General features: G+C 48.1%; 23 protein-coding genes. 20 read left to right on the top strand and 3 right to left on the bottom strand.

The genetic code is table 11. The features are described from left to right. Positions 1-447: 447 nt before the first annotated feature. From PLA01S_RS17125 to PLA01S_RS17115, 3 genes are read left to right on the top strand one after another with little or no spacing between them, the layout of a single operon-like run. The gene (locus PLA01S_RS17125; RefSeq protein ID WP_127593277.1) at positions 448-1,710 is read left to right on the top strand and encodes a M20/M25/M40 family metallo-hydrolase; all 1,263 of its coding nucleotides are present in this window, start codon (positions 448-450) and stop codon (positions 1,708-1,710) included. 25 nt (positions 1,711-1,735) lie between these two features. Then, complete coding sequence (locus PLA01S_RS17120; RefSeq protein ID WP_127593276.1) at positions 1,736-2,533, top strand: DUF3100 domain-containing protein; 798 nt, start codon at positions 1,736-1,738, stop codon at positions 2,531-2,533. Then, on the top strand, positions 2,530-3,012 hold the full coding sequence (locus tag PLA01S_RS17115; RefSeq protein WP_127593275.1) for a hypothetical protein: 483 nt from the start codon (positions 2,530-2,532) through the stop codon (positions 3,010-3,012). The genes PLA01S_RS17120 and PLA01S_RS17115 overlap by 4 nt, the downstream gene beginning before the upstream one ends. A 178-nt stretch (positions 3,013-3,190) precedes the next feature. Here PLA01S_RS17115 and PLA01S_RS17110 read toward each other — a convergent pair whose 3' ends face one another. After that, entirely contained in the window at positions 3,191-3,622 is a 432-nt protein-coding gene (locus PLA01S_RS17110) for an N-acetyltransferase (RefSeq protein WP_127593274.1), read from the bottom strand. A 170-nt stretch (positions 3,623-3,792) separates the two neighbouring features. Between PLA01S_RS17110 and PLA01S_RS32015 the strand changes: the two genes are divergently transcribed. From PLA01S_RS32015 to PLA01S_RS17075, 9 genes are all read left to right on the top strand, one after another. Further along, entirely contained in the window at positions 3,793-3,951 is a 159-nt protein-coding gene (locus tag PLA01S_RS32015) for a hypothetical protein (RefSeq protein ID WP_164817449.1), read from the top strand. Beyond that, positions 3,914-4,402 (top strand): ATP-binding cassette domain-containing protein, encoded by a 489-nt coding sequence (locus tag PLA01S_RS17105; protein WP_246059646.1) that lies wholly within the window; start codon positions 3,914-3,916, stop codon positions 4,400-4,402. Before PLA01S_RS32015 ends, PLA01S_RS17105 begins: the two co-directional genes overlap by 38 nt. Next, positions 4,375-4,662, top strand: a complete 288-nt coding sequence (locus PLA01S_RS32285; RefSeq protein ID WP_218033658.1) for an AAA family ATPase — start codon at positions 4,375-4,377, stop codon at positions 4,660-4,662. Before PLA01S_RS17105 ends, PLA01S_RS32285 begins: the two co-directional genes overlap by 28 nt. Then, entirely contained in the window at positions 4,659-5,882 is a 1,224-nt protein-coding gene (locus PLA01S_RS17100) for a hypothetical protein (RefSeq protein ID WP_127593273.1), read from the top strand. The genes PLA01S_RS32285 and PLA01S_RS17100 overlap by 4 nt, the downstream gene beginning before the upstream one ends. Continuing rightward, positions 5,875-6,255, top strand: coding sequence for a DUF2178 domain-containing protein (locus tag PLA01S_RS17095; RefSeq protein ID WP_100538749.1), 381 nt, complete (start codon positions 5,875-5,877; stop codon positions 6,253-6,255). Before PLA01S_RS17100 ends, PLA01S_RS17095 begins: the two co-directional genes overlap by 8 nt. 10 nt (positions 6,256-6,265) lie before the next feature. Next, positions 6,266-6,466 carry a helix-turn-helix transcriptional regulator gene (locus tag PLA01S_RS17090; protein WP_100538748.1) on the top strand — a complete coding sequence of 67 codons (201 nt, stop codon included), beginning with the start codon at positions 6,266-6,268 and terminating at the stop codon, positions 6,464-6,466. A 168-nt stretch (positions 6,467-6,634) separates the two neighbouring features. After that, positions 6,635-7,003, top strand: coding sequence for a hypothetical protein (locus PLA01S_RS17085; protein WP_127593272.1), 369 nt, complete (start codon positions 6,635-6,637; stop codon positions 7,001-7,003). 401 nt (positions 7,004-7,404) lie between these two features. After that, on the top strand, positions 7,405-8,079 hold the full coding sequence (locus tag PLA01S_RS17080) for a response regulator transcription factor (protein WP_127593271.1): 675 nt from the start codon (positions 7,405-7,407) through the stop codon (positions 8,077-8,079). Further along, positions 8,076-9,443, top strand: coding sequence for a sensor histidine kinase (locus PLA01S_RS17075; RefSeq protein WP_127593270.1), 1,368 nt, complete (start codon positions 8,076-8,078; stop codon positions 9,441-9,443). The genes PLA01S_RS17080 and PLA01S_RS17075 overlap by 4 nt, the downstream gene beginning before the upstream one ends. Before the next feature lie 269 nt (positions 9,444-9,712). Here the strand turns inward: PLA01S_RS17075 and PLA01S_RS17070 are convergent, their stop codons facing one another. Both PLA01S_RS17070 and PLA01S_RS17065 read right to left on the bottom strand, forming a co-directional pair. Next, positions 9,713-10,177 (bottom strand): MarR family winged helix-turn-helix transcriptional regulator, encoded by a 465-nt coding sequence (locus tag PLA01S_RS17070; protein WP_127593269.1) that lies wholly within the window; start codon positions 10,175-10,177, stop codon positions 9,713-9,715. Between the two features lie 132 nt (positions 10,178-10,309). Next, positions 10,310-11,185, bottom strand: a complete 876-nt coding sequence (locus PLA01S_RS17065) for an AraC family transcriptional regulator (RefSeq protein ID WP_127593268.1) — start codon at positions 11,183-11,185, stop codon at positions 10,310-10,312. A 139-nt stretch (positions 11,186-11,324) separates the two neighbouring features. Between PLA01S_RS17065 and PLA01S_RS17060 the strand changes: the two genes are divergently transcribed. The 8 genes from PLA01S_RS17060 to PLA01S_RS17025 all read left to right on the top strand — a co-directional run bounded on the left by PLA01S_RS17060 (position 11,325) and on the right by PLA01S_RS17025 (position 21,118). Continuing rightward, entirely contained in the window at positions 11,325-12,185 is an 861-nt protein-coding gene (locus tag PLA01S_RS17060) for an amidohydrolase family protein (protein WP_174819227.1), read from the top strand. Continuing rightward, complete coding sequence (locus PLA01S_RS17055; RefSeq protein WP_127593266.1) at positions 12,172-13,113, top strand: aldo/keto reductase; 942 nt, start codon at positions 12,172-12,174, stop codon at positions 13,111-13,113. The genes PLA01S_RS17060 and PLA01S_RS17055 overlap by 14 nt, the downstream gene beginning before the upstream one ends. A 19-nt stretch (positions 13,114-13,132) precedes the next feature. Continuing rightward, entirely contained in the window at positions 13,133-14,146 is a 1,014-nt protein-coding gene (locus PLA01S_RS17050) for a zinc-binding alcohol dehydrogenase family protein (protein WP_127593265.1), read from the top strand. Positions 14,147-14,386: 240 nt separating this feature from the next. Continuing rightward, positions 14,387-15,958 carry a response regulator transcription factor gene (locus tag PLA01S_RS17045; protein WP_127593264.1) on the top strand — a complete coding sequence of 524 codons (1,572 nt, stop codon included), beginning with the start codon at positions 14,387-14,389 and terminating at the stop codon, positions 15,956-15,958. Then, complete coding sequence (locus PLA01S_RS17040; RefSeq protein ID WP_127593263.1) at positions 15,955-17,745, top strand: cache domain-containing sensor histidine kinase; 1,791 nt, start codon at positions 15,955-15,957, stop codon at positions 17,743-17,745. Before PLA01S_RS17045 ends, PLA01S_RS17040 begins: the two co-directional genes overlap by 4 nt. Positions 17,746-17,931: 186 nt before the next feature. Continuing rightward, a complete protein-coding gene (locus PLA01S_RS17035; RefSeq protein WP_127593262.1) occupies positions 17,932-19,242 on the top strand; it encodes an ABC transporter substrate-binding protein in 1,311 nt (436 codons plus the stop codon). A gap of 200 nt (positions 19,243-19,442) precedes the next feature. Next, on the top strand, positions 19,443-20,300 hold the full coding sequence (locus tag PLA01S_RS17030; protein WP_127593364.1) for a carbohydrate ABC transporter permease: 858 nt from the start codon (positions 19,443-19,445) through the stop codon (positions 20,298-20,300). Then, positions 20,297-21,118, top strand: a complete 822-nt coding sequence (locus PLA01S_RS17025; RefSeq protein WP_127593261.1) for a carbohydrate ABC transporter permease — start codon at positions 20,297-20,299, stop codon at positions 21,116-21,118. Before PLA01S_RS17030 ends, PLA01S_RS17025 begins: the two co-directional genes overlap by 4 nt. The last annotated feature ends 16 nt before the right edge of the window (positions 21,119-21,134 follow it).

Raw genomic sequence — 21,134 nt, 5'->3', positions numbered from 1 at the left:
TTCTACGCGCCTAGGAATCTCTTCATATCCTCTTCCACATTTGTAATGCCGCCGATTCCGAACTTGTGGACGAGAATTTCGGCCACGTTCGGCGAGAGGAAGGCATCGGCCCTAGGTGAATGTCTTTTACGCCGAGATACAGCAGGGCCAGCAGTTTGGGCTAGAGTCATAACTCAGTTGAAAATTTTTAACGTGTTCTGTTCACTTTTCTTACATAGGAGATTAAACTAGAGGTTTTTAACGCTTTACAGAAAAAAAGGTGTAATTTTTTTATAATGGTAGAAAATAGGTGTTGAGCTGTTGACAGTTTTAATCATGGTGTGGGAAGAGCGAGTTATATCAAATTCTGATTACCTTTATAGAAAAATAATATAACGTGATTTTTATTGACATAATTAAGAGAATTAAAATAACATAAGAATTATTTTCATCAAGAAGGAGGCAGCTATGAGCTTTAAAGAACAGTACGAAGAAATTGCTGGAGTTGGACGGACTATATTCGATAACCCCGAACTTGGCTACAAAGAATTTAAGACCAATCAAACTGTGACCGATTTTTTGAAGAAGGTAAATCCGGATATCGAGCTGCAATCATTCAGCACAACCGGGCTTCGGACAACCCTCGGCAGCGGCAAGCTGCTGAATATCGCTTTTATTGCGGAGTTGGATGCTGTATACGCTCCTACTCATTGGCGATCAGATAAGGAGACGGGGGCGGCACACAATTGCGGTCATTATACGCAGGTGGCGATCGCACTGGCTTTGTACAAACATTATTTTGAATCAAAGGCGTACGAAACCCTTGATTATAGAATAACGTTTATTTTCATTCCAGCTGAGGAGTATTTGGATCTTGCCTATAGGGACGAGCTGCTCGGAAGCGGTAAGATCTCCTATTACGGAGGGAAACCCGAAGCGATGAAACTCGGTGTGTTCGACGATATTGACATCGGACTATGCGTACACGCCATGGGTGGAGAGTTTGCGGAGCGCACGATCGAAATCAACTGCGACCTGGCTGGATTCTTATATAAGCATTATACGTTTACCGGAAAAGCAACCCATGCGGGTTTCGATCCTTTCTCCGCCAAAAATGCCTACAGCATGTCGACCCTGTTCAATGTGGCGTTAGGCCTCAGCAGACAGCAGATGAAGGACAGTGAGAAGGTCCGCATGAATCCGATCGTCCTGGAGTCCGACATGTCGACAAACGTCATTCCAAATCGGATTACGGTGGGCAGCGATTTGCGCACCCAGTCGGTCGACTACATGAAGGAAGCGGCCTCCAAAATGGATGATGCGGCCAGGGGCAGTGCGCTGGCACTTCAAGGCGAGGTCGAGATTAAGACGCAGATGGGATATTTGCCGTTCGTTCAGGACCGGTATTTGTCCGAATTCGTGTTGGAGGCGTTCCAGGATAACGAGGAGATATCCCATATTTGGAACAATAACGCCATTAGCGCGGCAGGGGACATTGGCGATCTGGCCTTCATGATGCCTTGCATTCAGATCGGATACAGCGGCTTTACGGGAACGATCCACGGCGACGATTTCAAGGATATCGATCCCGAGTTTATCTATGAAGTGTTTCCGAGATTTTTAACCCAGGTACTAGAGCGAATGAGCGGACGTATCGATCGATCGAAGCTGTATCGCCGTACATTTGCCGAATACGAGCAGCTCCTTGCGTCGATAGTTAGCTCCAATTAAGAAATAGAAAAGAGGACATCATGGCATGAAGTTAAAACTACAGTATCTCTATTTGCTTGCATTCGTGCTCATTGTAATAGCGGTTGCCGAATTTATCGGCATTCAGTCGATCCAGCTTGGCTCCGTGAAAATAAGCCTGCTCCCACTCGTATTCGCCATTTTGATCACCATGGTGCTCGGCTTGTCGATATTCCGGAAAGGCCTTATGCGGAAGATTTACAGCAAGGAGAACGTCGGTTTCTCCAGCAAGTATCTAATCTTCATTATGCTGCCGCTTATGGCGAGATACGGCGCCGACGTTGCGCCCAGACTAGAAGAAATATTAAAAGTTGGCTGGGTGTTCATCATTCAGGAAATCGGTAATCTGGGTACGATTCTGTTAGGGCTTCCCATCGCCATCCTGCTCGGCCTGAGAAGGGAAGCCATCGGCGCTACGCTTGGACTTGGGAGGGAAGGGGAACTTGCCTACATATCCGAGAAATATACGCTCGACTCCGACGAAGGCCGTGGGGTGCTGTCCCTCTATATTATAGGTACCTTATTCGGCACGCTGTTCTTCAGCATTCTTGCGCCGGTCATGCTTGCTGCCGGCTTCTCGATCGAAGCGCTGGCCATGTCCTCCGGGGTTGGTTCCGCCAGTATGATGACAGGCTCTTCTTCCGCGTTAATCGCGCATTCTCCTGAGATGACGGAGACCATTAACGGATACGCTGCTGCGAGCCAGCTGCTTACCAGCTTTCTCGGAACGTATACGATGGTATTTCTCGCGGTGCCGCTGCAGCGGTTTATGTACAAATTAATGGTCAGAGGTGAGAAGAAATGAGCACCGGTTTGAATAAATACGCAAAATACGCCCTCGTCCTGCTGCTTAGCGTTGGTCTTATTTTATTTACGGAGCAAATGAAATTCATCAAAAGCGGCGAAGGCCATATTACGTTAGGGACGATAGCGGGCTTGGCCGTGCTGTGGCTTTTTTCCTTCATCGGGGTTCTGATCTCGACGCTCATGAAAAAAGCTCCGCTGAAATTCTTGCAGGACTTCCCGGTTCTCGGCTGGGTATCGATCGTTTCGCTTATCTGCTGCCTGATCTCCGATGTGTTCGTGGATGCCATCGCCAACGTCAACTTCTTGTCCATTACGACCCCGATTTTGGCGTTTGCCGGCATTTCCGTTGCCGACAGGCTGGTTGATCTTCGCAAAACATCGTGGCGCGTCGCCATCGTTGCGGTTTTCGTGTTCACGGGAACGTACGTGGGAAGCGCGCTGTTATCAGAGCTCGGTCTTTATTTGTCCGGTAAGTAAATGAATCTATTTACAAGCGTTAAGTCTGAACCTTGCAAGCTTGCTCCTCCTTTAATGTGACCTCACCTATATATTCGCTCTGAGCCATCAGGAGGTTCAGTAAAAAATACAGGCAGAAGGTGACCGGAATTGTCCGGTCACCTTCTGCCTGTTTGAATAGGAAGGCGCATGATGCCATTTATCGTTCTTCCCAGGCCATGACGAATTCCGCCTGGTCGGTATCCTCGTCGATGGTTTCTTCAACGACGGCAAAGCCGTTCCGGGAATAAAAACGAAAAGCGCTCCCGTTCTCTTTATATACCTTGAGCTCGAGTTTGGGACTGCGTTCCTTCACGAATTGAAGAAGAGCCCGGCCATATCCCTTGCCTTGATCGCGAGGGTGAACAAACAAAGCGGCCAAGGCATGCTGAACGGTCGAAATAAAGCCGACCGTGCAGCCCGCTTCCTCCAGCACATAGGTATCGGCCATTCGCAAATAGACGTCTCGCATGTCCTTCTGCTTGGATTCCCAGTATTCGGGGGTGATGAAATGGTGGGCCTCCTTCGAGGCGGCCAGCCAAATGTCAATGACGCTGTCCATATCCTTGTCGGTCATCAATCGAATCTGCATCGTATTATTCACTCCAGTTTATTAAACTTTTGCTGCGGATATTCGCCACGTATTGTAAAAGATTTCCTGCCGCATGTCAATTCACGATCCCATTTGACCCTCAAATCATAAAGTGATATATTTATCACGTAAAGTTACAAATACATCACTTTTTGGAAGGGGCATTTGCGATGAAAATCATTCTTCGATTCGCGATGGGACTGCTCTGGATCGGTATTGGCATTCAGAGACTTACTCAACAGTCGTACCCGCTGGCTTTATTATTTTTGGCAGGAGGCGTTCTATTTGTTTATGCAGGCTGGAGAGGTTGGAAAGTCGGCAAGCAATGAGGGGATGCAGCAGCCGCATTTATTAAGCATGAAGGGGTTAGCTGCTTGGTACCGTGCGGAAACAGACGCCGTCCTCTCGAATCTTAATTTGGAGATTGGCCCCAATCAGATCATAGGGTTGGTGGGATTGAACGGGGCGGGTAAAAGCACGCTGCTCCATGTCCTGAGCGGCATTCACCGGCATTATTCGCTGGAGCGGCTGTTGTGGAAGAACGAGGAAACTTCGCTGACAAGCCCTGCATTTAAACGAAGCCGGTATACCGTGTTCTCGGAGGATGAGTCGTTTGAGTATTTTACATTCGAGGAATATGTAAGGCATGTGTTTCAATCCTACGGACAAGAGGTCGTAACGAAATCTTGGACGAGCTCGTTGCAGGATTCAAATTTCAGAATTACAGGAACTCATTCTTGGGCCAATTATCGTTGGGCAGCAGGAGAAAGGCCTATCTGATCACAGGATTTGCGCTGCGTCCGGAGCTGCTGCTGCTGGATGAGCCGATCAACGGACTGGATTTCGAAAGCACGGAATTTCTGTATCGAATGATGAACGAGTACAGGAGACATGGGACGATCTTGTTTTCTTCCCACGTTCTGGAGAGTTTATGCCTTACGTCGGACAGCATCATCATTTTGGAAGCCGGATCAATCCGTCATACCTTTTTGCAGGGTGACATGGATCCCGAGTTTATTAGAGGGGTACTGAACAAGTGAACTCGACATTTCATGGATTCGCCAAAAAGTTCCTGGGGTCAAGCTACGACCGTTTGTGGAAGCATGCCGCAGCCCTGCTTGTAATTTATGCGGCGATGAGCAGCCTGGATATCGATTACCAAGTATCCTTGAATGTATTCATGACGGCCATCTCCGTATTTACGTTCGGAATGGTGGTTAGAACCTTATCGTCGGACGATAACCGGAGGAAGCTGAAGGGGGCGTTCATGCTTCCATTCAGGCCAAGCATGTTCAACGCAGCTTATTTTCTTGCGGTAGCACTATATACCTTGGTCACCAAGACTTCGTACATCCTTGTTTTTTACATGTCGGTTTCTCCCTTTACGGGTATGCATGCACTGGCATTTCTGCTTAGCTTCCTGAATGCGGGGTTGACCGCCTTCGTGGTATTCGCTCTGCTGAGCAGAGGGAAAAGGATGCCGGCCTGTTTCTGGATGCTGCTGCAAGCGGCGCTATGCCTGCTCCATGAGCCGTCCCATCGTTTGGCGGGAATGCTGATCAGCACGGCCTTTCAATGGTTCATCCTGTATCGAACGGATTCGTACCGATATTACAAGGACTTGAAGCTGAAGGAGATCCATGCAGCGCCGGTTCGAAACGCTTCGTTCCTCCGGTATATAGAACGCTACCTATTCTCGCATAAAAGTTATCTATACAATACGATCGCATTATGTTTATTTGCAGGTTTCATGGCGTACATGCTGGAGCAGATGCATCTCGCCTCGTACCTGCCGCTCGGATTCGCGGTCCTATCCTTTAACACGCCAATCGGCATCCTGTTGTCCAGCAATCGCGGGCTTCACCGGAAAATCCAAATGCTGCCCGGCGAACTTCAACGTATCGGAGTTCCGTACGGATTGTTTATACTGGCAGTAAACTTATTCATATACACGATCTACTTAGCATGCTGGCATATGTTTCATGGATCGGTAGAAATCATGTATTATGTACTTAGCGTATTATTTGCCGCCCAATGCGCCATTTCGACCGTTTGGCTCGAATGGAAACATCCCGTATTCCATTGGCGGGTGGAGAGCGATTTATGGCATCATCCCCGCAAATATGCCGTTCCGCTCATCATGTGCCTATTGGCGGTCACGGCTATAAGCATAGAGGGGGCCGTTTATATGGTCGCTCTGTTGGTGGGGATCGAGATGGTTTTGATTTTTAACCGCAGGAGAGGAATCAGGAATGTATAAGGGACAGCGAAAGCGTTACGTACGAATTGGTAAGCACGGATGGCTGCTTGGTTTGTTGGGGTTTAACGGACTGCAGTATTTTAAGACCCATGATCCTTCGTTTTTGTTTTACTTTAGTTTTTTTAGCTTTTTCAGTTTCTATTTCCATGGGAAGCTGGCAGAGGAGATGCCGGATGAACGGTACTACATGAATGCCCAGAAGGCGAGGTCCATCACCATGTGGGTGCCGGCCGCATGTCTGTTTATGATCGGAATCGGCAGCATGTTCTCCTTCGGAACAAGAGAATTCATGATCATTGTGAGCGCAGCGGGTTGGGCAGCTACGTTTCTGACGTATTCCATAACTTTTTATTATCTGGATAAATATTGTTAGGTGGATGCCCATGGAACCATTCAAATGCAATTTAAAAAAGTACAGGCAGTTAGCGGGAATGACCCAAGATGAGTTGGCGGGCAAGGTTGGGGTTCGCAGGGAAACCATCATTCGTCTGGAGGCGGGCAAATATAATCCCTCCCTAAAGCTGGCGATCGATATTTCACGGGCGGTGGGAGCAGCTATTGAGGAATTGTTCATATTCGATTAAACAACGGTGATGCATTTAATGGGTTCGAGTTATCCAACGAATGCGTCATTTCTTATGCCTGCTTAAAAACCGATTAGTTCTTGAAAAAACTTACCAGTCATACTACAATGATACAAACGAATAGATTCGATACTCAATTCTTATCTCAACGTCAGATCTGTATATTTAGTGGAAGATCAAAGTGCATCCGATGTCGTATCCGATGGGGAATATTTCTATGTCATTGAAAAGTATGATGAAACTCAAAAGAAAGCTGTAGTCTCCCGATTCCCGACGGATAGTCGTTCCAAAGCCGAGCCGGATAAAACCTATGCATTTGAAGCGGGGGTGGCCGAATGGTCCCTCGGAGAAAAAGGCATGGCCTATGTAAGACTGGAAAACGGCAAGCTGTTAACGATCGATACGAACAGCGGACGTACGCTGGCTTCCGCTCAATACAAAGGCACACCATTGCCGACGCTCATCGGACAAGACGTGCTTGTCGTTCAGCATAGTGGGCAGATCAGCGGCGTCAAGAAAGCTGCTGCCTCCCAGTAACGCATGTCGAATATTAAAAATCATTCACCATTCGCTAAACTTACAACATACTTAAAGTTACTTTAAGACTAAAAGTCGACCTAAATAGGTCGACTTTTTGGTATGCCGTGGACAAGAACATGATGCCCAATGCCGATTGCTTCAAAGAAATTAAAAATTCACCATTTTGATTCGTTCATATTCCGTTCATATTGACGTCACGAGCGGTTCATCTTCCTTGATTAAACTTACTTAAGCACCACGCGGAGAGAATGAAGTTGTATTGCCTGAGAACGGCAGCTAGGTATTCGCTGGCGAGGCCGGTTCGAGGTTCAATTTGAAACCAATCTCCATATCCTTGTATATATAATAGTACAATAGTTATTACATTATAGGATTGAAATTAAGGAAAGAGGGAAGCAATGCCTACTATACTGGTTGCTGACGACGATGCGAACATTCGCGAACTCGTCTGTTTATTTCTTCGCAACGACGGATTCACAACAGTCGAAGCCGCTGACGGCAAGGAAGCGCTTAGCGTCTATGGCTCAACACCCGTCGATCTTGTCGTGCTTGATATTATGATGCCGATGATGGATGGTTGGACGTTATGCAAGGAGCTTCGAAAAGCCAATCCGGATTTGCCGCTGCTTATGCTAACAGCAAGAGGCGAAACATGGGAGAAAGTAAAGGGTTTCGAACTTGGGACGGACGATTATTTGACGAAACCATTCGATCCGTTGGAGTTGACGGTTCGCGTTAAGGCATTGCTGAAACGATACCGGATTGGCTCCACGCAGACGATCCAGTTCGGCAACGTCATTCTTGACAGGCAGACCTATAAGGTGATTAGAGGGACGGAGTCGCTCACGCTGCCGCTCAAAGAGTTCGAATTGCTGTACAAGCTGGCTGGAACACCCGGACAAGTCTATACACGCGAGCAGCTGATCGATCAGATTTGGGGAATCGATTACGCAGGAGATGATCGAACGGTTGATGTACATATTAAACGTCTTCGCGAAAGGTTTGCGACGACACCTGATTTTCGGATCGAAACGGTGCGCGGGCTAGGGTACAGGCTTGAGGTCTACGAATGATCAGATCCTTATATATTCGAGTAGTCCTGACATTTCTAGTGTCCGTTATCGGGGGCACGATCCTATCATTTTTTATGTCTACTTGGATGTTCAAAGAAGAGTTGAACGAGAACGCGCAAATCAACTTACGCAACTTCGGTCAAGACGTCGTCCGGATTTACAAAACTCTTCCGTTACGCGAAGCGGACTTGTTCGTCAGTGAAATGAAGCAGCTCGATTCCTATTATATTCGCATTTACGAAGCAACGGGTCAGTTCCAGTCTTACGGTAATCTTAACGGACATCAACCTGCTGCAGTAACGATGGAAAAACTAAAGAAAGTAATAGAAGGAGGCGTTGTTCAAGACACGCCGAATGGTATTGCTACGGTTCTTTTAGGGTTGCCGTTGAAAACGGAAATGGGAACGAAAGCGATGTTTTTGGAAATGCTCGCCCCCCCTTCTACCTCTTTTGTTGTCAAGTGGGGATTGATCTTTGCAACCAGTTCTTTGATTACAGGGAGCTTATTGATTCTCGTTGCCTCCATATACTTGGTAAGGCCAATCAAAAAGCTGACCCAAGCGACCAGACGTATTGCAGCTGGAGATTTCAGCGTCAAGCTGAATATTAAGCAAACAAGTGAGCTGGGTACGCTGGCTCGCAGCTTTGAAGACATGATGCACGATCTGCAGCAGCTGGAGCAGCTGCGCAGGGAATTCGTAACGAACGTGTCGCACGAGGTACAATCACCGCTCACCTCGATATCCGGTTATGCTCAAGCACTGAAGCAAGTAGACCTCTCAGAACACGAGCGAAGTCGTTATCTGGATATTATCATCGCTGAAGCGAAACGGATGTCCAAAATGAGCGATAGCCTGCTTAAGCTGAGTTTGCTTGAATCCCAGTCACAGCATCTGGGGCTCATCACGCTCAGCCTGGATGAACAGATCAGGCGGGTCATTGTGGCGCTCCAGCCGCAATGGACTGCCCGCAGCATTCATTTTGAGCTTGATTTACAGACCTTTAAAGTAACGGCTGATCATGATCAATTAAACCAGGTATGGACGAACATCATTGGCAACAGCATCAAATTTTCCGAGGATGGCGGCGTGATTAATGTCAGCATCAAACAAGATACTAAAAACGTGACAGTCCGAATCTCCGACACGGGCATAGGTATTTCTCTTGAGGATCAGAAGCGTATATTCGAGCGTTTCTTTAAAACCGATCGTTCCCACAGTCGTAAATATGAGGGCAGCGGCATGGGGCTTGCCATTGTTAAACAGATCGTGTCGCTTCATCAAGGCGATATCCGAGTGGAAAGCGAACTTGGTCAAGGAACGACTTTCATTGTCACCTTGCCAATCATGACGCCAACAGAATAGTCAGATTCATGGGGCAGCGATCCGCAAAACACGATGATGACCGGTTAGTGAACACAGATCGTACCGAATGAAAGGATGCGATTTTTTGTAAAGGTACGATGAACAGGGGAATCGCGAAGTGAACCATATTTTGCACAGACCATGGGGCCTGTGCTTTTTTTGTCCCATGTACTAGAGTACATACTGCACAAATCGGGCCGCCATAGACATCGAATGTCATCCTTCCCTTATTGGGTTAAGTGCTTAACTAAATCGGCGTAAAAACATCGTTACGCTTCCTTTAATTTTTGGAGAAGGCCCAGGAGCTGCTTTAATTCAGGTTCAGTCAGCACGTTCATTTTTTCGGATATCCGCTGCCTGTTCGCGGGCAGGTTGTGGGTCAATAGACGCTGACCTTCGCTTGTAATGGTGATGACCGACTTTCGACCGTCCCGGGGATGAGGTTCCCGGCGAATCAAGCCTTCGTGTTCCAAGGGGGTAAGCAGCAGACTGATATTGGGCTTGGTTACACCGATTTTTTGCGCCAGCTTTGAAGGAAGCATCGTTCCTCCCTCTTTCATAAGCTCAACTAAAATCCGTATTCTGGCTCCGTTCAGCCCTTGCGATTTCCAATAGCTTTCGGATACGTCGACCAGCTTTGCCGTTGTCTCCACCAGGGTGAAAAAAGCAAGGGTGGGCAGCGGCAAATCCAGCACGTATTGCTGCAGGTCGTCCAAAGTGATCATGCCTCTCATATAGTTAAGTCCTTAACTATATTCAACGTAATTCTAGAGGGAGCCATTGTCAACGGACGAAATTCTTGAATCCGTTCGTTCCAGGTAAAGCAATAAGCACTTGCGATGATCGCAAGTGCTTGTTGGCGTGCTTTAACGATGCGAAACAGCCTGCTTCCTGTACGCTCCGGGGGTCAAGCCCGTCAATTTTTTGAAATTGCGATGAAAGTGCGTCAGCGTGGCGTATCCGCAGATTTCAGCGATTTGCCCGACAGACTCCTCATGATTTCGCAGGAACTCTTTGGCACGGGCGATCCGTTTTGCCTGGATGTAACCCGTCAGATGCAAACCGGTGTACTTCTTGAACATGCGGGAAAAATGGGCGGGGTCTACCGCTGCATAGGCCGACAGAGCAGCTAGTCCAATAGGCTGGTCCAGATGTTCGTGAATCCATTGGATGGAATCCATCAGCCAGGCGGGGCCGATCTGGGAGTGGGCCGTTTGTTCTGCGGACAGGTTACTGATATAGCGATTGATATGCAGCAGTAAGGAGCGCAGCTGAAGTACAAGCGCCTCACGGAATCCCAGCTGGGCAAGTCGGATCTCTTCCGAGATCCCTTTCAGCATGTCCTCGATATAGGTTTGGTTCGACTTGGGCAATTCATAACGATAGGACCCTGTTTTTTGAGCATATTCAAAGCAGCTGAGGATGGAGTATTGCAAATCGCTTCCATTCGCACCGAGGACAAGCGAAGGCGCAAAGAATAAAGCACTCGAAACAATCGGCTGGTTCGGGTCAGGGAAAGAGCTGTGAATCGTGTTTCCAGGTATGATGAAAAGGTCGCCTTCTTTTTTCTCCATCAGCTTGTTTTCAATAAAAAAAGTGCCTTTTCCCTGGTACACATAAACCAATTCGTAAAGATCATGCAAATGATGAGGCAGCTCTAATTGGGGGCTTTTCTTAGTCCGATAAACCAATTCCATCGGAAACAGGGGATCCCCTTGAAATGGTTTACGCAGGGGAGTCATGACCACCACTCCTTATCCTCTAATAAGAACAACAATATCAAAATAAGTTATAAAAATGCAATCCTGAGCTATTTTTGTACACAGATTTTGAACGTACAATAAAGATAGCGAACATGACACCTGAAAGGCAGGGATGTTTATGAGATTGGATGCCCACCAGCATTATTGGCTGATTGAGCGAGGGGATTATGAATGGATCACGCCGGAGGTTCCGGAGCTTTATCGAAACTTCCTGCCCTCCGATCTTCAGCCGCATTTGGATTCGCACCAATTGGACGGCAGTATAACGGTTCAGGCGGCACCGACCGTGGAAGAGACGGACTATCTGTTATCGTTGGCGGATCGCGATTCTTCCATTGTCGGAGTGGTAGGATGGATCGATCTGTTCGATCCGGAGCACCGCCGGCATTATGAGCGATTTCGGCAACACCCGAAATTTATCGGCTTTCGCATCATGATTCAGGATATGCCGGATGCCAATGTGATCCTGGAGCCTTCATTCATCCAAGCATTGAACGAATATGTCAAGGATGATGTTCCGATCGATCTTCTTGTTCGGAGTCATCAGTTGGAGCCGCTGCTGAAGTTAATCCAACAGGTCCCCGGCATCCGCGGAGTCATCGATCATCTGGGCAAGCCGCCGATCCGAAGCGGACAGGTCGAACCCTGGGAGAGCTTCATGAAACAAATCGCCCGTTTTCCGCGCATCTACTGCAAGCTCTCCGGTATGGTGACCGAGGCGGAGCATCGCCGGTGGAGCCAGGAAGATTTTAATGCGTATGTACATAAAGTGACGGCGATGTTCGGTCCTGATCGGGTCATGTTCGGCAGCGATTGGCCCGTGTGCCTGCTATCGGCTGAATATGACCAAGTGGTTGACGTACTGGCAGAAGCGCTGCCGAAGCCATGGGGGGAACGGGAACATGCGCGTTTGTTCGGTCTGAATGCCAAGGCGTTCTATAAGTTGGAAAAGGATGGTGTTCATCATGAAATACCGTAAGTTAGGCCGAACCGGTCTGGATGTTTCCGTATTAGGCTTCGGAGCTTCTTCGTTAGGCTCCGTCTTTCGGGAAACTAACGACAACGAGGGAATCCGTACCGTGCACGCAGCCATGGAGGCGGGCATCAATTTGATCGATGTATCCCCTTATTACGGAATGACGAAGGCGGAAACCGTGCTTGGCAAAGCTATTCAACAGGTACCGAGGGATAAGTTCATCCTATCAACGAAAGCAGGCCGTTATGGCGAGAATGATTTTGATTTCACGTCCAAGCGGATTATCGACAGTATCGATGAGAGCTTGAAGCGACTCCAAACCGATTACGTGGACATTCTCTTTTTGCATGATATTGAGTTCGCTCCCGCATCCGTTGTGATGGAGGAGGCCCTTCCTGCACTCCGACTATTAAAAGAAAAGGGCAAAATCCGTTTTGGAGGGATTTGCGGTCTGCCTCTGCAACTGTTCGAAAAACTGCTGCCTCAAGTCGAAGTGGACGCCATCATTTCTTACTGCCACTATTCTTTGAACGACCAGACGCTTACCGGTTTGCTGCCGCTGCTTGACGAAGAGGGAATCGGGCTCATCAACGCATCTCCCTTATCTATGGGCCTTCTCGGTCCCCGAGGAGCGCCGTCCTGGCATCCGGCTTCAGCGGAAATCAAGGAAGCCTGCAGGCGTGCTGCCGAGCATTGTGCTAAAGCTGGAACGGATATTGCGAAGCTAGCCGTGCAATTCTCAACCTCGAATGAACAGATTCCGACGACGCTGGTCAGTACGGCCAATCCCGACAATATAAAACGTAATGCTGCTTGGACTGAGGAGCCGCTGGATCAAACCCTCTTAGCCGAAGTATTGAAGATATTGGAGCCCGTACAAGGGCGGACCTGGACAAGTGGACGTCCGGAATACAATGAAGGCATCGGATGATGAGGAGGAGGCTGCTGGGATGAAGGGAATCGTATGTCAAGGGATCGGGGAATTTCAATACCGCGAGGATTTGCCCGAACCTTCATTGCTCGAAGGAGAAGCTATTGTCCGCATCAAGCGGATCGGAATTTGCGGCACGGATCTGCATGCCTTTCGTGGTAATCAGCCTTTTTTTACGTACCCGCGTATTCTCGGCCACGAGCTATCCGGGATCATTGAAGAAGTCGGAGCTAACGAAGAGGGATTGAAGCCCGGAGACACCGTCAGCATCATTCCTTACATTCACTGTGGGGAATGCTTGCCTTGCCTTAGAGGCAAAACAAACTGTTGTAGATCGTTGAAGGTGATGGGCGTGCATATCGATGGCGGCATGCGCGAGCGCATCTCCGTTCCGATTCGCCATTTGATGCGGACGGAAGGGCTGACCTTGGATCAGGCTGCCTTGATAGAACCGCTGGCTATCGGGGCTCATGGCGTTAAACGGGCGAATGTGACCCCCGGGGATACGGTTTTAGTCATCGGAGCCGGTCCGATCGGACTCGGGATCATGGCTTTTGCCAAAGCATCGGGAGCCACCGTTATGGCCATGGATATGAATGCCGATCGGTTAGCCTTCTGCAAAGCCTGGGCAAAGGTAGATCATACCATCCAGGCGGGAGAAGAACCGTCCGTTCTTTCGGCTTTAACGAATGGTGAATTTCCCTCCATCGTTTTGGATGCAACGGGAAACCAATCATCCATGACCAACGCTTTTCATAGGGTCGCACACGGGGGGACCCTGGTGTATGTCGGTTTGATCCAAGGAGACATTACATTTCAGGATCCCGAATTCCATAAACGGGAATTGACGCTGATGGGCAGCCGTAATGCGACCAGGGATGATTTCCATGATGTGATGAAGCGGATCTCGGAAGGCGGCATTGATGTAAATCCGTACATAACCCATCGCTGCCGTTTTGACGATTTAATCCAAGAATTTCAGGGCTGGCTCCGTCCTTCCGCCAAGGTGATTAAGGCGATGGTGGAACTTTGAACCATCTATTTCTTAATTGTATTTTGCAGTGTATGATAACAGTATGTCTTCATTCTTTCCGCGCAGATTCTCTTCCATTGACGGATGAGGATTTTGCCATATCCAGCAAATCGTAAACGGTTACATTAGAAATCACGGCGGGTATGAAAGGGATATGCCCTGGTAATCTCAGGGCTTTTTTTTAATGGTATTCATACATGTATGAATGCGAAAGGTTACAAAGCTGCAAGGGGGACAGGTATGAAACTCATATTCAAGATCATGATCGTGGATGACGAAATGCTTGTCAGGCAGGGAATTAAGCATCTGCTCAATTGGGAACAGGAGGGGTACCAAATCGTCGGTGAGGCTTCTAACGGTTCTGAAGCACTGAGTTTGATGGATGAGGTGAATCCTCACGTCATTCTTACCGATATCGTAATGCCTGTCATGGGCGGAGAGAAACTGGTCAAGCTCGTTAAGGAAAAGTATCCTCACATTGAAATCATCGTGCTCAGCAGTTTCAGTGAGTACGATTACGTCCGGTCTACTTTTCAGAGTGGTGTAGCGGACTATATCCTGAAGCCGAAGCTGGAAGCCGATTATCTGTTATCCATCCTAAATAAGACTACGGCCAAAATGGTCGCCATGAAGCCGGAGGATGATCCAAGCGCGGATCGAGAGGAAGGGCAGATCTTGCAAGCCGTTGAGAAACTTATGACTGGATATGAGACTGCGCTGGAGCCTGTGGTATTGGATTCGAAATTCCCTTATGGGCAGTATTTGTTCTTTGGGGCGGATATGAAACATATGAAAGATTCCGGTGACAAATGGAGTTTCGGAAACGAAATGGAACGAGGACTCCAGAAGCTTGCTTTGTCCGAGATCGTGTATATGCGGTTGAAGTTTATCAACGATACGGCGCTTTTTCTGCTCAACGTGAGTCCTGAGCGGTGGGACGAGCTTGTTATTGAACTCCGGCATCTCATCTCCCAAATGGCACATTTTACGAAAGAGACGCATTTCGTGATCAGCCGGAGCTTTACAGAATTTAAGAGTCTTGGTGAGATTTATCATGACAATTATTTGAAACTCATGCGATATGGCTTTTTCCTGGAGGATCGGACTTTGATTGAACATGAACATTTGCCCGCCCTTCCGGATGCGTATCTCGAATATGACATGGGTGAATTCATGGAACAGTTGAAACGTAGGCAGTACCAGAAGGCCTTCACCAGTTTTTTGGAATACGTTCACCTGCGTTCGATGGATTATCGTACGGATATTTTCGAATTTAAATCATTTCTGGGGAATTTCATATTTAACGTAACAACCACGTTTGGAAAAATGAAGGTGGAGACTGGGAGCCTGGAGAATGCCAAATACGACTATTTCCGAAAAATAGACGAAGCCAGGTATGCCGGAGAAGCCATCGCCGTTGTTGAAACCTTTATTCAGGAAGCTGAACGCGCGATAGGCGAGACGAATACATCCGTGAATCCCAATATGACCCGGCTGCTCGAATATATTCAGGACCATTACGCAGATCCCATCACGCTCACCGGAGTGGCCAGGCAGTTCCACTTCAATGCTTCTTATCTGTCGAGTTATTTCGCTGCGTATAATGGAGAAGGTTTCAGTGAGTACCTCAATAAAATTCGGTTGGAAAAAGCGATGGAGCTGCTCATGACAACGGAACACACGATTTCCGATATCAGCGCAAGCGTGGGATATTCGGATCAGAGTTACTTCACTAAGGTGTTCAAGAAGCAGACTGGCATCTCCCCGAGCCAGTTTCGGAGACAAGACGTGCAGGAGATACGGGAATCATGATCGGAAAAGTCATAAACAATTTTAGAAAACAGGGCCTATTCCTTAAGCTGTTTCTTGTGACCCTCATCAGCATCGTTACCGTATCACTCCTGACGTTGTCTATTACCATCAGCATGTCGGAAAAATTATTTCTCCAGACCTTCAGCATCACGAACGGCAAGCTGTTGAACCAGATGAAGTCAAACCTGGAGTCCTATAATAACGCTATTGCAACCGGTGCCACCATGATCGCCCAGAATGCGGCAATCCGCAGCTATTTATCAGGCGGAGAGACGGAGGCCGTGGCGCTTGCGATGAAAACGTACCAGATGACAGAGGGCATGAAGTCGGTTCAGTCCAACTTTAGCGCCTATGACGTTGGTATTATGATCGTTGGAGCGAATGGCAGAAGTTATTCTACCGATCCTTGGTATTGGTCTGTCTCAGCTGAGGAATTGAAGGATCACCCGATTACAAAAGCAACCATGGCTCATCCTGCGCAAATCTTATACCAGCTCTATCGCGGCGAGGATCATAGCGCAGACGCACAGGAGCCCATGCTCGTTGCTTCCAAAGCTCTCTTTGATCAGTCGACCGGCAAAATTTACGGCACTCTGTACGTGATCATTCGCGATCGGAATTTTAAACCCTTCTATGCGAATTTTACAAGCGAAGGCAATGACGTCGTGCTGTTGAACGAGGAAGGGGTCATTGTATCCAGCAACCGGACCGAATTGATCGGGATGTCGGATGAGGGGCTGCTTCAAGAAGTCGTAACGGATCAGGGCGAGGGAGAGGACGATCAATCTGCCTATGTGATGGGGAACGAACGAATTGTGTTCTCGGAATACCTGCCGGAATTTGAATTTTATTTGGTGAATATGATCGACAAGAAAGCCGTGACCGGACAGATGGTGAATGCGAAAGCAGTCACCTTGACCATCATGGCCATCGTTGCGATATCGCTGGTCATTGTTTTTCTGATCACCCGGCGGATGACGCAGTCACTCCGTGTCCTCGTCGGACAAATGTCGAGCATTCCGACGAGCGGATTCGATCATCATGTCGATGTTGAAAACAGCAGTTATGAAGTCAAGGAGCTGGGGAACGCCTTCAACTATATGCTTGATGCGCTGCATGATTATGTGGATCGATTGATGGAAACCCAGAAGCAGCAGCGACATGCGGAGCTGGCCGCGCTCCAAATGCAGATCAATCCGCATTTTTTGTATAATACGCTGGCTTCGATCAAATTTCTGGTGCAGCAGGGCAACAAGGAAAAAGCTGCGGGTACGATTAACGCGCTCATTTCGCTCCTGCAAAATACGGTCAGCGATATTCATTCCACCATACCTGTCCGGCAGGAGCTGGAGACGCTGAAGCATTATGTATATATCAATCATGTGCGTTACGGAGAGAAAATCCGCGTTCATTACTTTGTAGAGCCGGATAGCCTGGATTATCATATGCCTAAACTCATTCTTCAGCCTTTTATTGAGAACGCATTCTTCCATGGGTTCAACATCAAGGGAGAGGGAAGGATTTTAATCATGATTGCCGTCCAGGAAGATCAGCTTGTATGTGAAGTTGCAGATGACGGGGACGGAATGAATCTGGAACACAACCCGTCGGAGGAAGACCCGTTGCCTGCGCCGATGAGTAAACGCCAACTGTTCTCCGGCATCGGGATACGCAATGTGGATGACCGAATTAAATTGATGTACGGCGAGAAATACGGGGTCAGCATTACAAGCAAACGCAGTGAAGGAACAAAAATCATCATTACGCTTCCATTGACCAAAAGCTAAAGATATTACAAGAACCTAAAAATAGTACCAGAGCCGGTATGAAAGCAAAAACAGGATCCAATAATAGCACCAAAGCTAACAAAGATAGTGCCAATGAAAACGAATACAAAATGATAAGATGGAGGCGCAGCAGAGAAAACGCTTCCATCTTTTATTATTTTTCAGATTAAAAAGGGGGTTTACGCATTGAAAAAATTAATGAGCTTACTGCTCGCAGGTGTTGTACTCTTGTCGGCATGTTCCTCGGGTGGTACGGAAGGCGGATCGGACAGCACCGGCAATTCCGGCAATGAAGGCGGTGCCGGGTCAAAAGAGATTACGGTTTGGGCTTGGGACCCGGCATTTAATATTGCCGCCATGAATGTTGCTAAAGAAGCCTATGCTCAAGTGAATCCGGATGTCACAATTAATATTGTAGAGAATGCACAGGCCGATATCGTCCAAAAGCTCAACACCGGGTTGAATTCCGGTTCCACGAAAGGGTTGCCTAACATCGTGCTCATTGAGGATTACCGTGCACAGAGCTTCTTGCAAGCGTATCCGGATTCTTTCTACGAATTGACGGACGTCGTGAAAGTGGATGACTTCGCAGATTACAAGATCGGCCCGACCAGCGTTGACGGCAAGCAGTACGGCGTTCCGTTTGACTCCGGCGTGACGGGAATGTACGTACGAACGGATTATCTCGAGCAGGCAGGCTACAGTCTGGATGACCTGCAGGACATCGACTGGAAGCAGTACATCGAGATGGGTAAAGCGGTTAAAGAGAAAACAGGCAAAAGCATGATCACGCTGGATCCTAATGATCTGGGACTCATCCGCATGATGATTCAATCAGCGGGGGCATGGTACACGGCGGAAGATGGCCAAACGCCGACGATTGCAGGCAATGCTGCGTTGAAGGAAGCCTTTGAATTGTACAAAGAAATGATGGATTCCGGCATCGTGAAGGTGAACTCGGACTGGAGCCAATTCGTTGGAGCATTCAACAGCGGTGAAGTGGCTACCGTGCCGACCGGCAACTGGATCACGCCTTCGATCAAAGCCGAAGCTTCCCAATCCGGTAAATGGGCGGTAGCTCCGCTTCCTAAGCTTGCGGCAACAGAAGGCTCTGTCCATGCATCCAACCTGGGCGGCAGCTCCTGGTATGTGATGAATGTAGATGGCAAAGAAGCAGCAGCGGAGTTCCTCGCGAAGACGTTTGCTTCCGATGCTGAGCTGTATCAGACATTGAATACAAAAGTCGGGGTTATCGGCACCCTGAAAGCCGCCGCAAGCGGAGAAGCTTACGCGGCAGCGGATGAGTATTTCCAAGGGCAAAAAGTCGTATCGGACTTTGCGACTTGGACTGAACAAATTCCTAACGTGAACTACGGCATGAACACTTACGCCATCGAGGATATTATGGTCGTTGCTATGCAGGCGTATCTCGGCGGTAAAGATGTGGATACCGTTCTGAAAGATGCGCAGACGCAAGCCGATACGCAAATTCGTTAAACACACTCAGGCAGTACCATATATATGCCCTTGCTCCTTCTTCTCCTGTAAAGTGGACATCTGCTGAAGGAAGGAGAGCGAGGGCTTTATGTTCTCTATCCGTAAGAAATGTGATCAACAGAAGGGTGTGGAGTGGTGTGAATACAGAACAAGCCAGGCTAAGCCCGCAAATTCACAAGGGCCTTAACAGTCAAAGGCGGATGCGTTTGACAGGTTGGTTTTTTGTCCTTGTGCCGGTTGTCATGATTAGTATTTTTTATTTCTATCCGATGGTTCAAGCGTTAATCCTTTCCTTCAAATCAGGCAGAGGCAGCAATCTTCAGTTTGTCGGAATAGATAACTATATTCGTCTGTTCAGCGATACCACCTTCCTTACGGCCGTCAAGAACACATTTATTTACTTACTCGTTCAGGTCCCGGTCATGCTGGTATTGGCGCTCTTTATCGCTGTGCTGCTCAATGACGATCGATTGAAGTTTAAAGGTTTTTTCAGAACGGCGATTTTCCTGCCGACGGTAACCTCGCTTGTCGCGTACTCCGTCGTTTTCAAGTACATGTTCGGAGCCGACGGCATCGTCAATAAATTTCTGGTGAATCTTCATATCATCCAGGAGCCGATTCAATGGATTACCGACCCTTTCTGGGCCAAAGTGACGATTATCATCGCGATCACCTGGCGTTTTACGGGCTATAATATGATTTTCTATTTATCCTCACTGCAAAATATTGATAAATCCGTATATGAAGCTGCCCGCATCGATGGTGCGAATGCCTTCACGCAGTTTTTCAAAATTACGATTCCGCTGTTGAAGCCGATCATCTTGTTTACGACGATCACATCGACCATTGGAACGCTCCAGTTGTTTGACGAGGTGGTTAACATCACCAAGGGCGGCCCCGGAAACGCAACCATGTCGATATCGCAATATATTTACAACCTTTCCTTTGAATACACGCCTGACTTCGGATACGCGGCTACCGTTTCCTATTCGATTGTACTCATGGTGGTCATATTGACGATGATCCAGAACAAAGTTGGAGGTGATAAGAGATCATGAGAACCAAACGCGTATTTACCTACCTGTTTTTAATTATCGCTGCTCTGGTCTCCATCTTCCCGTTTATCTGGATGGTTGTCAGCGCCACCAATCAGTCCGTGGACGTAACGAAAGGGACGCTGCTGCCGGGTTCGCACCTGGTCAAGAATATCAACAATCTGTTCAGCTCCGTGGACATGTGGCAGGCTCTCTGGAATTCCGCGAAAATCTCGGTGGTGACTACCGTGCTTTCACTGCTGGTAGCATCAGCGGCGGGTTATGGATTTGAGATGTACCGCAGCCGCGGCAAAGATATCGTATTTAATATCCTGCTGGCCTCGATGATGATTCCGTTCGCGGCAATCATGGTGCCTTTATTTCAAATGTTTGCCAAAGTATCGGGAGTTGTTCCCTTTCTAGGCATTGATACGGCAGGGGCTGTCATCCTGCCGACATTCACGACGGCATTCCTTATCTTCTTCTTCCGTCAAAGCACAAAAATGTTCCCGAAGGATATGATGGAAGCCGGTCGCATTGATGGGCTTTCGGAGATCGGCTTATTCTTCCGCATCTATATGCCGACGATGAAATCAACCTATGCCGCCGCAGCGATTATTACCTTCCTGAACAGCTGGAACAACTATTTGTGGCCGCTGATCGTACTGCAATCGCCGGAGAATATGACCGTGCCGCTGCTGATATCGAATCTGGGATCAGGCTATGCTCCCGACTATGGTTTGATCATGTCCGCGATTGTCATTACGACGCTGCCGACGGCACTGGTGTTCTTCATGATGCAGAAGCAATTTGTTGCCGGAATGACAGGTTCAGTGAAATAAAGTTGGAAAATGGAGG

Source organism: Paenibacillus lautus NBRC 15380 (assembly GCF_004000945.1).
Classification (GTDB): Bacteria; Bacillota; Bacilli; order Paenibacillales; family Paenibacillaceae; genus Paenibacillus_AQ; species Paenibacillus_AQ lautus.
The sequence above is the reverse complement of the archived record's forward strand: the minus strand, read 5'-3'. Positions and strand labels throughout refer to the sequence as shown.

Bases quoted from the DNA above. Each gene is read 5' to 3' on its own strand.
- PLA01S_RS17065 (WP_127593268.1), bottom strand. From the start codon at position 11,185: ATGACTCCCCTGCGTAAACCATTTCAAGGGGATCCCCTGTTTCCGATG.
- PLA01S_RS17090 (WP_100538748.1), top strand. From the start codon at position 6,266: ATGGAACCATTCAAATGCAATTTAAAAAAGTACAGGCAGTTAGCGGGA.
- PLA01S_RS32015 (WP_164817449.1), top strand. From the start codon at position 3,793: ATGAAAATCATTCTTCGATTCGCGATGGGACTGCTCTGGATCGGTATT.
- PLA01S_RS17075 (WP_127593270.1), top strand. From the start codon at position 8,076: ATGATCAGATCCTTATATATTCGAGTAGTCCTGACATTTCTAGTGTCC.
- PLA01S_RS17060 (WP_174819227.1), top strand. From the start codon at position 11,325: ATGAGATTGGATGCCCACCAGCATTATTGGCTGATTGAGCGAGGGGAT.
- PLA01S_RS17055 (WP_127593266.1), top strand. From the start codon at position 12,172: ATGAAATACCGTAAGTTAGGCCGAACCGGTCTGGATGTTTCCGTATTA.
- PLA01S_RS17025 (WP_127593261.1), top strand. From the start codon at position 20,297: ATGAGAACCAAACGCGTATTTACCTACCTGTTTTTAATTATCGCTGCT.
- PLA01S_RS17070 (WP_127593269.1), bottom strand. From the start codon at position 10,177: ATGAGAGGCATGATCACTTTGGACGACCTGCAGCAATACGTGCTGGAT.
- PLA01S_RS17120 (WP_127593276.1), top strand. From the start codon at position 1,736: ATGAAGTTAAAACTACAGTATCTCTATTTGCTTGCATTCGTGCTCATT.
- PLA01S_RS17110 (WP_127593274.1), bottom strand. From the start codon at position 3,622: ATGCAGATTCGATTGATGACCGACAAGGATATGGACAGCGTCATTGAC.
- PLA01S_RS17105 (WP_246059646.1), top strand. From the start codon at position 3,914: ATGCAGGCTGGAGAGGTTGGAAAGTCGGCAAGCAATGAGGGGATGCAG.
- PLA01S_RS17095 (WP_100538749.1), top strand. From the start codon at position 5,875: ATGTATAAGGGACAGCGAAAGCGTTACGTACGAATTGGTAAGCACGGA.
- PLA01S_RS17030 (WP_127593364.1), top strand. From the start codon at position 19,443: ATGCGTTTGACAGGTTGGTTTTTTGTCCTTGTGCCGGTTGTCATGATT.
- PLA01S_RS17040 (WP_127593263.1), top strand. From the start codon at position 15,955: ATGATCGGAAAAGTCATAAACAATTTTAGAAAACAGGGCCTATTCCTT.
- PLA01S_RS17045 (WP_127593264.1), top strand. From the start codon at position 14,387: ATGAAACTCATATTCAAGATCATGATCGTGGATGACGAAATGCTTGTC.
- PLA01S_RS17115 (WP_127593275.1), top strand. From the start codon at position 2,530: ATGAGCACCGGTTTGAATAAATACGCAAAATACGCCCTCGTCCTGCTG.
- PLA01S_RS17050 (WP_127593265.1), top strand. From the start codon at position 13,133: ATGAAGGGAATCGTATGTCAAGGGATCGGGGAATTTCAATACCGCGAG.
- PLA01S_RS17125 (WP_127593277.1), top strand. From the start codon at position 448: ATGAGCTTTAAAGAACAGTACGAAGAAATTGCTGGAGTTGGACGGACT.
- PLA01S_RS17080 (WP_127593271.1), top strand. From the start codon at position 7,405: ATGCCTACTATACTGGTTGCTGACGACGATGCGAACATTCGCGAACTC.